Annotated in this window: 11 protein-coding genes; 3 read left to right on the plus strand and 8 right to left on the minus strand. The window is 72.4% G+C overall.

Going from position 1 to position 14,381, the window contains the following annotated elements:
* Window positions 1–10: 10 nt before the first annotated feature.
* Complete coding sequence (locus tag AC07FT_RS31650; RefSeq protein ID WP_479179428.1) at window positions 11–487, plus strand: MarR family winged helix-turn-helix transcriptional regulator; 477 nt, start codon at window positions 11–13, stop codon at window positions 485–487.
* Window positions 488–520: 33 nt separating this feature from the next.
* Here AC07FT_RS31650 and AC07FT_RS31655 read toward each other — a convergent pair whose 3' ends face one another.
* The 3 genes from AC07FT_RS31655 to AC07FT_RS31665 form a co-directional block, all read right to left on the minus strand.
* A complete protein-coding gene (locus AC07FT_RS31655; RefSeq protein WP_479179430.1) occupies window positions 521–1,426 on the minus strand; it encodes an esterase/lipase family protein in 906 nt (301 codons plus the stop codon).
* A gap of 150 nt (window positions 1,427–1,576) precedes the next feature.
* Window positions 1,577–2,572, minus strand: coding sequence for a DNA polymerase Y family protein (locus AC07FT_RS31660; protein ID WP_471202602.1), 996 nt, complete (start codon window positions 2,570–2,572; stop codon window positions 1,577–1,579).
* Between the two features lie 227 nt (window positions 2,573–2,799).
* Window positions 2,800–6,345 (minus strand): DNA polymerase III subunit alpha, encoded by a 3,546-nt coding sequence (locus AC07FT_RS31665; RefSeq protein ID WP_479179432.1) that lies wholly within the window; start codon window positions 6,343–6,345, stop codon window positions 2,800–2,802.
* Window positions 6,346–6,535: 190 nt separating this feature from the next.
* On the opposite strand from AC07FT_RS31665, the gene AC07FT_RS31670 reads away from it, so the two are divergent.
* Together AC07FT_RS31670 and AC07FT_RS31675 are read left to right on the plus strand one after the other, a co-directional pair.
* The gene (locus tag AC07FT_RS31670; RefSeq protein WP_479179433.1) at window positions 6,536–7,021 is read left to right on the plus strand and encodes a PPOX class F420-dependent oxidoreductase; all 486 of its coding nucleotides are present in this window, start codon (window positions 6,536–6,538) and stop codon (window positions 7,019–7,021) included.
* A gap of 431 nt (window positions 7,022–7,452) precedes the next feature.
* Complete coding sequence (locus AC07FT_RS31675) at window positions 7,453–7,896, plus strand: subtilase-type protease inhibitor (protein WP_254744152.1); 444 nt, start codon at window positions 7,453–7,455, stop codon at window positions 7,894–7,896.
* A 218-nt stretch (window positions 7,897–8,114) separates the two neighbouring features.
* Here the strand turns inward: AC07FT_RS31675 and AC07FT_RS31680 are convergent, their stop codons facing one another.
* The 5 genes from AC07FT_RS31680 to AC07FT_RS31700 form a co-directional block, all read right to left on the minus strand.
* Window positions 8,115–9,188 carry a S1 family peptidase gene (locus AC07FT_RS31680; protein WP_479179434.1) on the minus strand — a complete coding sequence of 358 codons (1,074 nt, stop codon included), beginning with the start codon at window positions 9,186–9,188 and terminating at the stop codon, window positions 8,115–8,117.
* Window positions 9,189–9,528: 340 nt separating this feature from the next.
* Window positions 9,529–10,461: a slipin family protein gene (locus tag AC07FT_RS31685; protein ID WP_479179435.1), complete on the minus strand. Its 933-nt coding sequence runs from the start codon at window positions 10,459–10,461 to the stop codon at window positions 9,529–9,531.
* Window positions 10,462–10,678: 217 nt separating this feature from the next.
* On the minus strand, window positions 10,679–11,584 hold the full coding sequence (locus AC07FT_RS31690) for a S1 family peptidase (RefSeq protein WP_479179436.1): 906 nt from the start codon (window positions 11,582–11,584) through the stop codon (window positions 10,679–10,681).
* A gap of 325 nt (window positions 11,585–11,909) precedes the next feature.
* Entirely contained in the window at window positions 11,910–13,268 is a 1,359-nt protein-coding gene (locus tag AC07FT_RS31695) for an NtaA/DmoA family FMN-dependent monooxygenase (RefSeq protein ID WP_479179437.1), read from the minus strand.
* Window positions 13,265–14,359 (minus strand): LLM class flavin-dependent oxidoreductase, encoded by a 1,095-nt coding sequence (locus tag AC07FT_RS31700; RefSeq protein WP_479179439.1) that lies wholly within the window; start codon window positions 14,357–14,359, stop codon window positions 13,265–13,267. Before AC07FT_RS31700 ends, AC07FT_RS31695 begins: the two co-directional genes overlap by 4 nt.
* Between the last annotated feature and the right edge of the window lie 22 nt (window positions 14,360–14,381).

A 14,381-nucleotide genomic window follows, 5' to 3' on the forward strand; every position in this document is an offset into this window, starting at 1 on the left:
TCGGGGAGCGATGGACCACCACAGCGCACAGCACATCGACGAGGTCGAGCGGGCGATGGTCGCCATCCGGCGGAGTCAGAGCAGGAGGTCCCTGGCGCGTCTGACCGGCCGGCGCTCACCGGGGACCGACACCGGGGGCGCGGCGTTCGACGTACTCGACGCCATCGAGGCGGCGGAGCAGAGCGGGACCCCCGCGACCGTCTCGGGCATCGCCGCCGCCCTCGCCGTGGACCAGCCCCGGGCGAGCAAGCTGGTCGCCGGCGCGGTGGCCGCCGGACTGGTGCGCCGGGAGGCGGACCAGGCCGACGGACGGCGCGCCCTGCTCGTCAGGACCGAGGCAGGGCGCGCGCTGACCGACGAAGTCCGCCGCTTCCGGCGCTCCGTGTTCGCCGAGGCGATGGAGGAGTGGCCGGAAGCGGACCGAGCGGCGTTCGCACGGCTGCTGACCCGCTTCGTGGACGCCCTCGGGGGGCGCACCACCCGCTAGCGGGGTGAGCCGTCAGCCGCTTTCTGTCAAGAGTCAGTCATCCGACGCACAGGTCGTCGGGGTGGCGTGTTCCGGATCGAGGGCGTTGACGGCTTCGTGGAAGGCGAGGCCGTCGGTCAGCCCGATGGCGAGGTGTTCGGAGATATCGGTCCGGCACAGGTCCTGGAGCACCACGTTCTTGACGTCGGGTCCGGACAGGAACTGCGACTGGTAGGGCGTGACGACCTCGTCGTACTTGGTCGCGATGACGGTGTAACGCACCCCGGGGACGGTGTCGCCGCCCTCGTTGAGGCGCTTGAGCAGGTCCGAGCCGACGACCTGGTCCATCAGCCCCGGCGCGGCCCGGGCGATCAGATCGCCGGCGCCCGGGAAGTAGTCGAGCAGCTTGGTCAGCCCGGACAGGGTGGTGCCGTGGTTACTGGGAGCCAGGCCGACCAGGGCGTTCACCTTGGGCGCCCCGCCGAGGAACTTGAGGTAGTAGCGGGGCATCATGCCGCCCTGCGAATGTCCGACCATGTCGACCTTCTGGGCGCCGGTGGCGGCCAGTACCCGGTCCACGTAGGAGGACAGCTGCGCGGCCGACTTGTCGACCCGGTTCAGGCCGTGGAAGAAGGGCACGAGCGGCAACTGGCCGTAGTCGAGGGAGAAGACGCAGTAACCGCGTTTCACCAGGTAGGGGGCGAAGCCGAGCCAGTTGTCGATGGAATTGCCCAGGGTGCCGTGCACCAGCACCACGGGGCGGGGATGTTGGGCCGATGGCTTGCAGGAATAGTTGTTCCACCCGCTGCTCACCGCACCCGAGCCCGCGGCCTCGGCCGCGGTGGGTACGGCGGTCGCCACGACCGTCAGGGCCAGGGCGGGCAGTAACCTGCGCGACCTGTTGACCGTCCGGGTCTTGCGGGACCTGCGGAAACCAGGGATATGCCTCCAGGGCAGCATCACATGAACTCCTCGCCGTGGGGGAGAGAGGGTTGCACTGACGGCGCGCCCTGCGATCCGGATCACATGGGGTGGTGCGCTGAGACGAAATTACGCGTGAGTAGCAAAGGCATCCAGCCATTGGTCAGTGAAGGAACGTCTACCTACTTTTCACGCGACGTCCAGGAATCCGGCGGGCCGTACCGCGGACGGGCCGAAGCGGGCGCGCGCCCGGTCGGCCGCCGCCTCCAGCCGCCGGGACTTCTCATCGGCGGGGTCGAACGTCAGCTGGTGCGCCGCGAGTCCGGCGTCGGTCAGCCCCTCGGCCCGCAGCGACACGGCCCGCACCCGGGCCCGTTGCAGCCCGAGCGCGTCGTGCAGCGCGTACGCGGCGGAGGTCAGCACCGGGGTGTGCGCGGTCGGCTCGGCCAGGGTGCGGGAGCGGGTGGTCGCGGAGCGGTCGGCGTACCGGACGGTGAGCACGAGCACCGCCGCCACCTGCCCGCTCGTCCGCAGCCGGGCGCCGAGCCCGTCGGCGAGCGTGAGCAGCGCCCGGCGCCGCCGGACGGGGTCCAGCTCATCGTGGCGGAACCGGTGTTCCGCTCCCATGGCACGGGCCGGGGCGTTCGGGGTGACGGGCGCCGGGTCGACGCCGCGGGCCCAGGCGTGCACCGTACGCGCGGTGGACGCGCCGAGGATCCGCTGCAGGGTGCCCAGGGGCGCGTCGGCGATCCGCGCGGCGCTGTCGAGCCCGTACGCACACAGCGTGCGCGCGGTGGCCGGACCCACACCGGGCAGGGCGGTGGGCGGCTTGCGGGCGAGGAACGCGGCGACGGCGCCGGGGTCGTCGGGCACCGTGCGGACGGCGCCGGGCGCGTCCGGCGCCGCGTCCTGGGCGGCCATCCGGGCGAGCATGGGGTTGGCGGCGACGCCGACGGTGCAGTCGACGCCGTACCGGGCCAGCGCCCGGACCCGCACGATCCCCGCGAGCCCGGCGGCGTCCCGCCCGAAGTACCGCAGCGCACCGCGGACATCGGCGAACGCGGCATCGGGCGGCAGCGCCTCGACGACGGGTGTCAGCTCCCCGAGCAACGCCAGCAGCCCCTGGTAGACGTCCTCCCCCAGCGCCTCCTGTCCGGCCCCCCGCCGGAACCGCACATACAGCACATGCGGCTCCCCGGCCGGCGGCGCCGGCCGTCCTCCTCCTGCCGGAGGTTCGCCGGGCACGGACGGCGGAGCTGCCGGGTCCGGCCGAACGGCGTCCGCCGGCGGAGCGGGCAGGTCCTTGGATCCGCGCCGGGGACCAGCGCACCCACCCGGCGAAGCCGCCGCGCCGCCCGACCGCCCCTCCCCCGCCGGGCGGCGACGGGGATCGATGGGCCGGTGGCCGGGGGTCATCCCGCGCTCCCGGGGCTGGCGTGCCACAGTTTGCGGCCGGTGGCGGACTGGTCGCCCGCGGGCCGGAGGTCGGCCCAGGGGTGCATGGCGTAGCCGGTGGACATCTGGATGCGGCGGCCGGAACCGGCCCCGGCCGGTTCGCGCGTACCGTCGTCCGGGCCCGCCACCAGTTCGGCGGCGACCGCGTCCAGGCCGCCTTCGCGGCGGAGCCGGGCCAGTTCGGCGAGGTTCCAGACGGCCGAGCCGACGACGCTGAGGCTGCGCGGGCCGCGCCGCTGGACCACCCCGCGCACCAGCAGCAGCCAGGAGTGGAAGACGGTGTGCGCGCACGCGGCGTGGCTGTCGTCGAAGAACGCGCAGTCGACCAGACCGGTCCCGTCGTCGAGGGTGGTGAAGATGACCCGGCGGCCCGAGCGGATCGGCGGGGTCTGGGTGGCGGCCTTGGCCCCGGCGACGAGTACGGTCTCGCCGTGCCGGGCGTCCCGCAGCCGCTTCGCGGACATCGCGCCCAGCTCCTCCAGGAACTCCCGGTGGTCACCCATGAGATGGCGGGAGACATCCATGCCGAGGACACCGAGCTCGGCGCCGAGGCGTTCGTCCGCGTCGAGGTCGGGGAGTCCCGCGGGGGCGGCGGGCCCGGCCTCGGTCAGCGGGAGCTGGCCCGCGCCGTCGTACCGGGCGGCGCCCCGCTGCTGCCGGTGCAGTTCGGCGATCTGCAACAGCAGGTCGCGGCGGCTGGGACCGAACGCGTCCAACGCGCCGACCTGGGCCAGCCGTTCGGCCACCGGCCGCCCGGGGTGGGCGCGCAGCCACAGGTCCTGGAGCGAGGAGTACGGCTGCCCGGCCTCGATCCGCCCGGTCTCCGCCTCGCTGATGCCGTGGACATCGGAGAGGGCCAGCCGGACCCCGGCACCCGGCCCGTCACCGTTACCGCCCTCACCACTGCCACCATCACCGGACATCAGTTCGATTCGATAAGCGGCCCCCGAGCGGTTCACGTCCAGCGGGAGGATCGGCACCCCGCGCCGCCGCGCGTCCGCCAGCAGCAGCCGCTTGGGGTACATCCCGGGGTCATGGGTGAGCAGCCCGGCATAGAAGGCCGCCGGGTGGTGCGCCTTGAGCCAGGCGGACTGATACGTCGGCACCGCGAAGGCGACCGCGTGCGCCTTGCAGAAGCCGTACGAGCCGAACGCCTCGACGATCTCCCAGGTACGCGCCAGCACCTCCGCCGGATAGCCCCGCCGCGCGGCCTCGGTCCGGAACCAGGCCCGTACCCGCCCCTGCCGTTCGGGGTCGGACAGCGCGCGCCGCGCCTCGTCGGCGAGGTCCCGTTCACAACCGGTCATGATCGAGAGGATCTTGATGATCTGTTCATGGAAGACCACCACCCCATAGGTCTCGCGCAGCGCCTCCTCCAGGTCCGGATGCGGATAGCGCGGTGGTGTACGGCCGTGCCGGGCCTCGATGAAGGGGCGCACCATATCGGCGGCGACCGGCCCGGGCCGGAAGAGCGAGATGTCGACCACGAGGTCGTGGAAGGAGGTGGGCTGGAGCCGCCCCAGGAGATCGCGCTGGCCGGGGGACTCGATCTGGAAGCAGCCGAGCGTCTCGGTGGAGCGGATCAGATCGTAGGTGGCGGGGTCGCCGGGCCGGACCAGGGCGGGGTCGTCGAGGTCCACCGTCCGTCCGGTGACCCGCGCGATCTCGGCCACCGCGTGCGCCATCGCGGACTGCATCCGCACACCCAGCACATCGAGTTTGAGCAGCCCCAGTTCCTCGACGTCGTCCTTGTCGAACTGGGACATCGGGAAGCCCTCGCCGCTGCTCGGCACGATGGGCGTACGGGCCGGCAGCCCGGCGTCCGAGAGCAGCACCCCGCAGGGGTGCATGGCGAGCCCCCGGGGCAGCGCGTCCAGCGCCTCGACCAGCTCCCAGAACTTGCCGAAACGTTCCTGCTCGGCCGTCGCCTCGCGTAGCGCCCGCAGCTCGGGCAGTTCGGCCAGGGCCGCGCGGGCGTCACGGGCGCGGATGTGCGGGAAGGACTTGGCGAGCCGGTCCACCTCGTCCGGGTCCATGCCGAGCGCCGCGCCCACGTCCCGCACCGCATGGCGCACCCGGTAGGTCTCGGGCATGGCGACCGTCGCGACCCGCTCCGCCCCGAAGCGGTCGAAGATGGCGCGGTAGACGTCGAGGCGGCGCGCGGACTCCACGTCGATGTCGATGTCGGGCAGCGCGGCCCGCCGCACCGAGAGGAACCGCTCCATCAGCAGCCCGTTGGCGACGGGGTCGGCGTGGGCGATCCCGAGCAGATGGTTGACGAACGAGCCCGCGCCGGAGCCACGGGCGGCGACCCGGACCCCGAGCGCGCGGGTGTCGTCCACGACCTGGGCGACGGTGAGGAAGTACGAGGCGAAGCCGAGCCGCTCGATGGTGCGCAGCTCGTCCTCCAGCCGCTCCCAGCGCAGCCGGTCGCGGTCGTACCCCCGCAGCACCATGGCGGCGGCGCAGCGCGACCGCAGCACCCGCTCGGCACCGCGCCGTCCGGCGCCGACCAGCCGCGGTTCGGGGAAGTGGACACTGCCGAGGCCGATGTGGTCCTCGGGGTCGACCAGACACGCGGCGGCGGTGCGCCGGGTCTCCTCCAGCAGCCGGTGCGCGGCGTCCCGCCGCATCCCCGCCGCCTCCGCGATCCGTTCGGCTGTCTCCGCCATCTCCCGCGGGCCCTTGAGCCAGCGCTCACCACTGTCGAGCGAACCGGGGCGGCGCGGATCGATCGGGACCAGCCGCCGGGCGGCGTCCAGGACGTCGGCGACCGGCCCCTCCCCCGGGTCGGCGTAGCGCGCGGCGTTGCTGAGCACGGCCCGTACGCCCTGGTCGGCGGCGAAGCCGACGGTACGGGCGGCCAGCCGCAGCGAGCCCGGGCCGGTGCCGGGGCGGCCGTGCCACACGGCCTCCAGCCGCAGCGCGTCACCGAAGAGCTCGCGCCAGGGGGTGATCAGCCAGGCGGCCCGGTCGGGGCGGCCGGCGGCCAGGGCCCGGCCGACATCGGAGTCGGGGCCGAGCAGCACGGTCAGCGCGGAGAGCGCCCCACCACCGCCGTCGACCAGGTCGCGCCAGTGCAACAGCGGCGGTCCGTCGTCATGGGCACGGGCGGAGCCGGAGTGGCCGGGCCCGGCGTGGGCGGCGGAGACCAGACCGCACAGCGCGGCCCATCCGGCCGCGCCGTCCCGGGCGAGGAAGACCACACGGGGCGCGGACTCATCGATGAACGCCCCGCCGCGCACCGGGGTACGGCGCCGGACCGTACGCCCCGGCTCCGGGGGTTCCGCCCGGACGGCCAGGTTCACCCCGAAGAGCGGGCGCACCCCCGCGGCCCCGCAGGCGCGGGCGAACCGCACCGCTCCGGCGAGGCTGTCGCGATCGGTCAGCGCGATCGCGTCCATACCGCGCTCGGCGGCGCGCTCCGCGAGCCGCTCCGGATGCGCGGCCCCGTACCGCATGGAGAATCCGGACGCGGTGTGCAGATGCGTGAAGCCTGACATCCGCACCTCCCGCTGCCCACACCCCCTGACCGACCCTGTTCGTCCCACGCCCCACCATAACCCCATTCTCGAACAAGCGTGCGAGTCGGTTCGACGGCCCTTCCATATACACCATAAGCATGCAAAACGCCCCTACATCCCGCGTGTCGCAGCAGGAGAACCGGCGGTCCGCGCCCTACGCTTGATCCTTATGACCGAGCGACCCGGGGATTCCAGCGCACCCTCCCAGGACGCCCCGCTCGGGCTGCTGCGGGAGCAGCGCACCGGCACACTGGTCACCCTCAAGCGCGACGGCAGACCCCAGCTGTCGAACGTCGCCTTCACCTATGACCCGGCCGCCCGCCTGATCCGCGTCTCGGTCACCGACGACCGCGCCAAGACCCGCAATCTGCGCCGCGATCCGCGCGCCAGCTTCTATGTCACCAGCGACGACCGCACCTCCTATCTGGTGGCCGAGGGCGACGCCGAGCTGACCCCGGTGGCCACCGACCCGCACGACGCCACGGTCGACGAACTGGTCGAGATCTACCGCGCCGTCCAGGGCGAGCATCCGGACTGGGAGGAGTTCCGCGCCGCGATGGTCGCCGACCGGCGGCTGGTGGTGCGGCTGCGGGCCGGCCGGGCGTACGGATGGAGCCACCGGACCGGCCCCCTGAGCCGCGATCTGGACAGCTGACCCCGCGCTGTACACCACCGTTCCGGCCGCCGGAGGCCGTTTGAGCACCCGCCCGCCGGTCACCTTGCGCTGGCAGGAACTCACTCACCCGCCCCTCGGGCCCCACACTCACCGGTAACCGACGGACGGATCATCACTCCCTGCCCCATATGGCCCTGCCTGATCCCATACGACTGCTCTGACCATGTAGTTCAGGAACCGGCGGACACTCCGGACACCTCCGCGCCGGGCGTACGCCCATCGACCCGTCCCGCCCTCCGCGCATCCGCCGGATACGCGGCGTTCCACGGAGCGACACCCTCCGCACGCGACAATAAGCCACCGAATGACTACGTATAGCGACCGGAAGTGTTCGATCGACATGCGTTCCCGACGCGCACGGCGTAGAACTCCGTCCGGTATCTGAAACCACGAGCTAGGGAGCGTTCGAAATGCGGAAGACCACAGGGGCGATCGGTCTGGGGGCCGCCGTGGCCCTGAGCGCCGCGCTGGGGATCGGTGCGAGCGGTACGGCGAACGCCGCGCCCGCGCAGCCCGACAGCCTGTACCCGGCCTCTGCGATGGTCCTCACCGTCGGCTACGGCGCGGACGCGGCGACGGCCGACGTACAGCGGGCGGTGACGCTCAGCTGTCAGCCCACCGCCTCCGGTACCCACCCGGCCGCCGCCAAGGCGTGCGCCGAACTGCGCACCGTCGACGGCGCCTTCAACTCGCTGACGCTGTCGGCGGAGCCGGGCCGGATCTGCACCAAGGAATGGCGGCCGGTGACGGTCACCGCCACCGGGGTCTGGGACGGCCGCCGGGTCTCGTACGAGCACACCTTCGCGAACAACTGCCAGCGGGACGCCGTGACCACCCAGGTCTTCGGGTTCTGAGCGGCGCGCGACAGAGCGGCGCGACCCCGTACGACGCACCACCGCACCACGCACCACCGAACGCAGTGCCGCACGACGCGGCACCGGTGAACGCGGCCTGACCGGCCGCGGACACAGGGGAGGCCCCCCGGACACCGTCCACGGGTGTCCGGGGGGCCTCTGTTCTCGGTGCGACCCTACGCCCCCGCACCGGGCGCCCGGGTCGCGGGACCGGCCGGTCAGCCGATCGAGGCGCCGTACGCGTCCAGCGCCTCCGGAACCGGCTGGAAGAACGTCTCGCCGCCGCCGGAGCAGTCACCGCTGCCGCCGGAGGTCAGGCCCAGCGCGGTGTCGTCCGCGAAGAGCGCGCCGCCGCTGTCGCCCGGCTCGGCGCAGACGGTGGTCTGGATGAGCCCCTCGACCGTGCCCTCCTGGTAGTTCACGGTGGCGTCGAGGGCGGTCACCTCGCCGTCGTGCACCTGGGTGGTGCTGCCGCTGCGCTGCACCTTCTGGCCGACCGTGGCGTCGCCCGCCTTGGCGATGGCCTGGGTGCTGCCGTTGTAGAGGTTCACCGCGCTCGGGTGCTCGGTGTCCTTGGTGTACTTGACCAGGCCGTAGTCATTGCCGGGGAAGGAGCTTCCCTCGTTGGCCCCGATCTCCTCGCCGCCCTGCGAGTCCGACCAGCTCTTGATCGACTCGGTGCAGTGGCCGGCGGTCAGGAAGTACGGCTGACCGTCCTTGACCACGTTGAAGCCGAGCGAGCAGCGTCCGCCGTCACCCCAGATGGCGTCGCCACCGGCGATGAAGGTCGAGAACGTGCCCTTGGACCGCTTCACCTCGACCTTGTCACCCAGCCCGTCGGTGACCTCGGTCAGCTTGTCCAGCGCGCCGCCCTTGACGGTGCGGTCCGCGGTGACGACGACCTTGTTGGTTCTGGGGTCCACCGACCACGCGGTACCGGGCAGGGTGGCCTTGTCCTTGAGGGTGGTCCGCGCCGAGTTCAGCTGGGCGAGGGTGTACTTGACCACCTTGGCCTCGGCCCCGGCCGCGCGGACCTTGTCGGCGGCGGTGTCGTTCACCACGTTGACCACGAGCTTCTCGGCCCGGGCGTCGTAGTAGGCCCCCGCGGAGTCATCGCCCAGCGAGGAGACGAGACCGTGGGCCAGCTTGCCCGCGGCCTTCACCGACAGGGGGTCCGGCTGGTCACCGGGGGCGGCGTTGGCGCTCTGCAGGGTGAGCCCCGCGGCGACGAGGGCCGTGATACCGGCTCCGGCGATGGCGACGCGACGCTTGGGTATGCGGCGGTGCTTCAACTCAGAACCTCCAGTGGGGGGTTGGGCCCGATAGCGGCAGTGGGGTGCCGGGCCCGGAAGGCGGGTGGCAGGGCGCGTCCGCCCGTTCACGGCGCGTCCATGCCAACTTCGCCGCCGAGTATTCCCAGGGGCTCCGGGGCCGCACAAGGGCAGGTTCACGTCCGGGCTGTGAAATTTACGGGGCGGTCATGTGCCCGACACGAGGTGCTCCGGTGCCGGAATCGAAACCGGCGCCGTACCGGAACCGGCATGACGAAGCCCGCGCACCGAAGGGGTGCGCGGGCAGGACACTATCCCAGCGGATGTCGATCACCGGCCGGGGGGTACGGAACCTCCGAGGTCAGCGCTCCACGGTGGGCCTCGGCTCCGGTTCGCGTTCGGTGAGGGTGGGCACCGGCCGCGCGGACCGCTCCTCCGTCACCGCGCGGGGCGCAGCGGAATCGGCGGCGGTCTCCGCCCCGGCGGCACCCTCCGGCTTCCGCTCCGTACGCCCGGCCGTCAGGGGCCGCTCCTTCTCCTGTCCCCGCTCCAGGAACCGCAGCAGCTCCACCGGGATGGGCAGCACCAGCGTGGAGTTCTTCTCCGCCGACACCGCCATCACGGTCTGGAGCAGCCGCAGCTGGAGCGCGGCCGGGGTCTCGGACATCTGGGCGGCGGCCTCGGCCAGCTTCTTGGACGCCTGGAGCTCCGCATCGGCGTTGATGACCCGGGCGCGGCGCTCCCGGTCGGCCTCGGCCTGCCGGGCCATCGACCGTTTCATGGTCTCCGGCAGCGATACGTCCTTGATCTCGACACGGTCGATATGGACACCCCAGCCCACCGCCGGGCTGTCGATCATGAGCTCGAGGCCCTGGTTGAGCTTCTCCCGGTTGGAGAGCAGATCATCCAGATCGCTCTTGCCGATGATCGAGCGCAGTGAGGTCTGGGCCATCTGGGAGACGGCGAAACGGTAGTCCTCCACCGCGATGATCGCCTCCGCCGGGTCCACGACCTTGAAGTAGACGACCGCGTCCACCCGGACCGTCACATTGTCCCGGGTGATGCCCTCCTGCGCGGGCACGGGCATCGTCACGATCTGCATGTTCACCTTGTGCAGCCGGTCGAAGACCGGGGCGATCATGGTGAACCCCGGGCCCCGGATACCCGACCGCAGCCTCCCGAGCCGGAAGACCACCCCCCGTTCGTACTGCTTGACCACACGGGCCGCCGCCAGGGCGCAGACCGCACCCAGACAGGCCAGTACCACGACCACTGTCACCAGCGCATCGATCATCACGGCCACCTGCCGTCCGTATCACGACCAATGCCCCATCCGGGGTATTAATGTCCACGATAGTCCGGCTCGACAACAGGGGGGAGCCCCCGCCGGCACTCCGGGCGGGGGCTCCTTCGCCGTATGCCGGCGACCGGTGAGGGGCGGCCGTCGGCATGCCGATGACGGCGAGGGGGGAACGGACCGGTGAAGGTCGTCACGCCGGGGGTCGGCCGGTCTAGTAGACGTTGACCCCGTAGGCGTTCAGCGCTTCGACGACCGGCTGGAAGAACGTGGTCCCGCCGGTGGAGCAGTTGCCGCTGCCGCCGGAGGTGAGGCCGAGGGCGGTGGACCCGGAGTAGAGAGGACCGCCGCTGTCGCCGGGTTCGGCGCAGACGGTGGTCTGGATCATGCCGTAGACGACGTCGCCGTTGCCGTAGTTGACGGTGGCGTTCAGCGCGGTGACCCGGCCGCTGTGGGTGCCGGTGGTGCTGCCGCGCCGGGTGACCGTCTGGCCGACGGTCGGGTTGGCGGCCCGGGTGATGTCCTGGCCTCCGACGGTGCCGGACGGGCTGACCGAGCCGCTGTACCGGACCAGACCGTAGTCATTGGTCGGGAAGCTGGACCCGGCGGTGGGGCCGATGGTGGTGGTGTGTCCGGAGTTGGACCACCAGGTGCCCGCGCCGTCGGTGCAGTGACCCGCGGTGACGAAGTAGTTGGCTCCGCTGCTGTTGCGGACGTTGAACCCGAGGGAGCAGCGCCAGCTGCTGGCGTAGATGGCGTCGCCACCGGAGATCAGCTTGTTGATCTTGCCGGGGGTGCGCTTCACCTCGATCGCGTCGGCGCTCGCACCGGCGCCGTCCTTGATCTTGGCGATCTCACTCGCGGAGACGGTGCTGTCGGCGGTGACCACGAGGGTGTTGGTCGCCTTGTCGACATACCAGGCGGTGCCCGCGACATCGGCCTCGAGAACGGCGTCGCTCGCCGCCCTGACCTCTGTCGCGCCGAACGTGGTGGCCTTGTCGCTTCCGGCGTAGGCGGCGGGGGCGGCGAGTGCCGTTCCGGCCACCAGCGCCGAGGTGGCGGCGATCAGGACCATACGTCTCGCCTGGGTGCCGTGGGGGGCAGTGCGCTTGATCCTCAACTCTTCCTCCGAGGGAATCGGGGGTCCGCTTGGGTGGGCAGGCCCGTGAGGCGCAGTCAATGATCACGTCGAACGGGAATTTCCGACGTGTTCCTGACAAGCGCTTCCCGAAGTATTCGGGCCATCACCCTCGGCGCGCAAGAGAAAACGTGTAACTGTCAGCGGCCGCCCGGCACATGGCCCCGGCGGCTTCCGGCCACCGGGGCGGTGCACCCATCCCCTGGGTATCCCTGAGGACGCGGCTACGGACCCTCAGGTTCCGCCGAGCTCCCCGCCACCGCGCGGACCCTGGTGCGCTCCGGTGTCCCGGCCCGCGCGGAACCCCTCAGCGCTCCTCTCCCGGATGGCGAAGCCCCAGGTGGTCGCGGAGTGTCCGGCCGGTGTACGCGGTGCGGAACACCCCGCGCTCCTGGAGCAGCGGGATCACCCGGTCCACGAAGTCATCGAGTCCGCCGGGGGTCAGATGCGGGACGAGGATGAAGCCGTCGGCCGCGTCCCCCCGTACGAAAGCGGCCATCTCGGCGGCGACCGCCTCCGGGGTGCCGATGAAGGACTGCCGGCCGGTCGTCTCGATGACGGTCTGCCGGATGGACAGCCCTTTCTCCTCCGAGAGGGCCCGCCACTTCGCCGCCACCGCCAGCGGATCGGCATGCCGCACCCGGCCCTGGGAGCGCTGGGAGCCGGGGTCCGGGTCGATGTCCGGAAGCGGGCCGTCGGGGTCGTGGCCGGACAGGTCCACCCCCCAGATCTGCTCCAGGGTGAGCAGCGCGGTCTGCGGGGAGACCTGCTGCCGCCGGATCTCCGCGGCCCGCTCCTGGGCCTCGGCCGCGGTGTCGCCGAGGACGAAGGTCACCCCGGGCATGATCTTCAGATCCTCCGGGGCCCGGCCGTAGGCCGTCAGCCGCCGTTTGACGTCGGCGTAGAAGGCACGGCCCGCCTCCAGGGTGCCGTGCCGGGTGAAGATGATGTCGGCGGCGGAGGCGGCGAACTCCCGGCCCTCGTCGGAGTCCCCGGCCTGGATCACCACCGGATGGCCCTGCGGCGCGGGCGCCACCCCGAAATGCCCCTCGATACCGAAGTGTTCACCGTGGTGCGCGAACGGCCGGGGGGTGCCCCCGGGCGTCCAGGAGTCCCACAGCTCACGCGCGGTGGCCACGAACTCGGCGGCCCGGGTGTAGCGGTCGGCCCGGTCCAGATAGCCGCCGCGCCGGAAGTTCTCACCGGTGAAGGCGTCGGAGGAGGTGACGACGTTCCAGGCGGCGCGGCCCCCGCTGAGATGGTCCAGGGAGGCCAGCCGGCGGGCCAGTTCATACGGTTCGTTGAAGGTGGCGTTGACGGTGGCGGCCAGGCCGAGCCGTTCGGTGACGGCCGCCAGCGCGGACAGCACGGTGAGCGACTCCGGCCTGCCCACCACATCGAGATCGTGGATACGGCCGTTGTGCTCGCGCAGCCGCAGCCCCTCGGCGAGGAAGAAGAAGTCGAACAGCCCGCGTTCGGCGGTGCGCGCCAGATGGACGAAGGAGGAGAAGTCGATCTGGCTGCCGAGAGAGAGGTCGCGCGAAGCGCATCGGCCAGGGGTGGTGGCCGGGCTGGCGAGTGGGCCGGCCCATACGGTGGTGTTGTTCACCCCCGGGAAGTGCGCGGCCAGATGGATCTGCCGGCCGGGGCCGCTCGTGTCGTTCACCGGGCTCCCTCCCTCGCCAGGGCGTAGCGGTTGGCGGGGCGCGGCCGCCCCAGGTGCTCCCGGAGCGTCGTACCGGGGTAGAAGGTGCGGAACAGTCCGCGGTGCTGGAGCAGTGCCACGGTGCCGTTGACGAACCGTTCGAGATCGCCGGGCGGTGCGGCGGGGGTGATGTGGAAGCCGTCCACGGCCCCGGCGGTGTGCCATCCGGCGATCAGGTCCGCGAGGTCCACCGGTCCCCCGCGGTACAGCGGCGGCCGGTCGTCCACGGCGGTCAACGGGCCCTGCGCACGGCCCGGCCCGGCCGCGTACTCACCGTCCGACAGGTCCAGGGTGACGGCGGCGAGCACGGTGAGCGCGCCCGGATCCCGGCCCGACTCCCCCGCGCGCAGCCGCAGTTCGTCGCGTATCCGGCCCGCCGCGTCCGGGGTGGTGGCCCGGACGAACGCCACATCGGCGTGGCGGGCGGCGGTGTCCCGGGTGACGGGGTCGGTGGCGTCGACGGCCACCACCGGGTGGCCCTGCGGCGGCCGGGGGACGATGGAGGGGCCCCGCACCCGGAAGTGGCCGCCCTCGAAGTCGACGTAGTGCAGTTTGTCGCGGTCGATGAAGCGGCCGGTGGCGATGTCGCGGATCTCCGCGTCGTCCTCCCAGCTGTCCCAGAGCCGCGCCACCACATCGGCCACCTCGCCCGCCTCGGCCCACAGTTCGGCCGCGGGGGCGGCGGGGCGCCGGCCCACCAGCCGCGCCTCCGCCTCGGTCGCCGACACCCCGACCGTCCAGCCCGCCCGGCCGCGGCTCACCCAGTCCAGGGTGGCCACGGCACAGGAGACATGGAACGGTTCGGTGTGCGTGGTGGTGACGGTCGGCACCAGTCCGATCCGTTCGGTGGCCGGGGCGACGCGCGCCAGGACGGCGAGTGCGTCGGGCCGGCCCGGCCCCTCCCCCGGGGGGCCGAACGAGTCGTCCAGGGTGATGAAGTCGAGCGTGCCGCGCTCGGCGAGACGCGCGAGCTCGACGTAGTACGGCGCCGTGTAGCTCCCGGTGCCGTCGACGGCGGCGGCCAGGTGCAGGGGGCCGGTGGATGGGGCCATGGTCAGGGCCTTCCTCGGTCGG

The sequence above is a fragment of the Streptomyces sp. NPDC045899 genome (assembly GCF_056431485.1).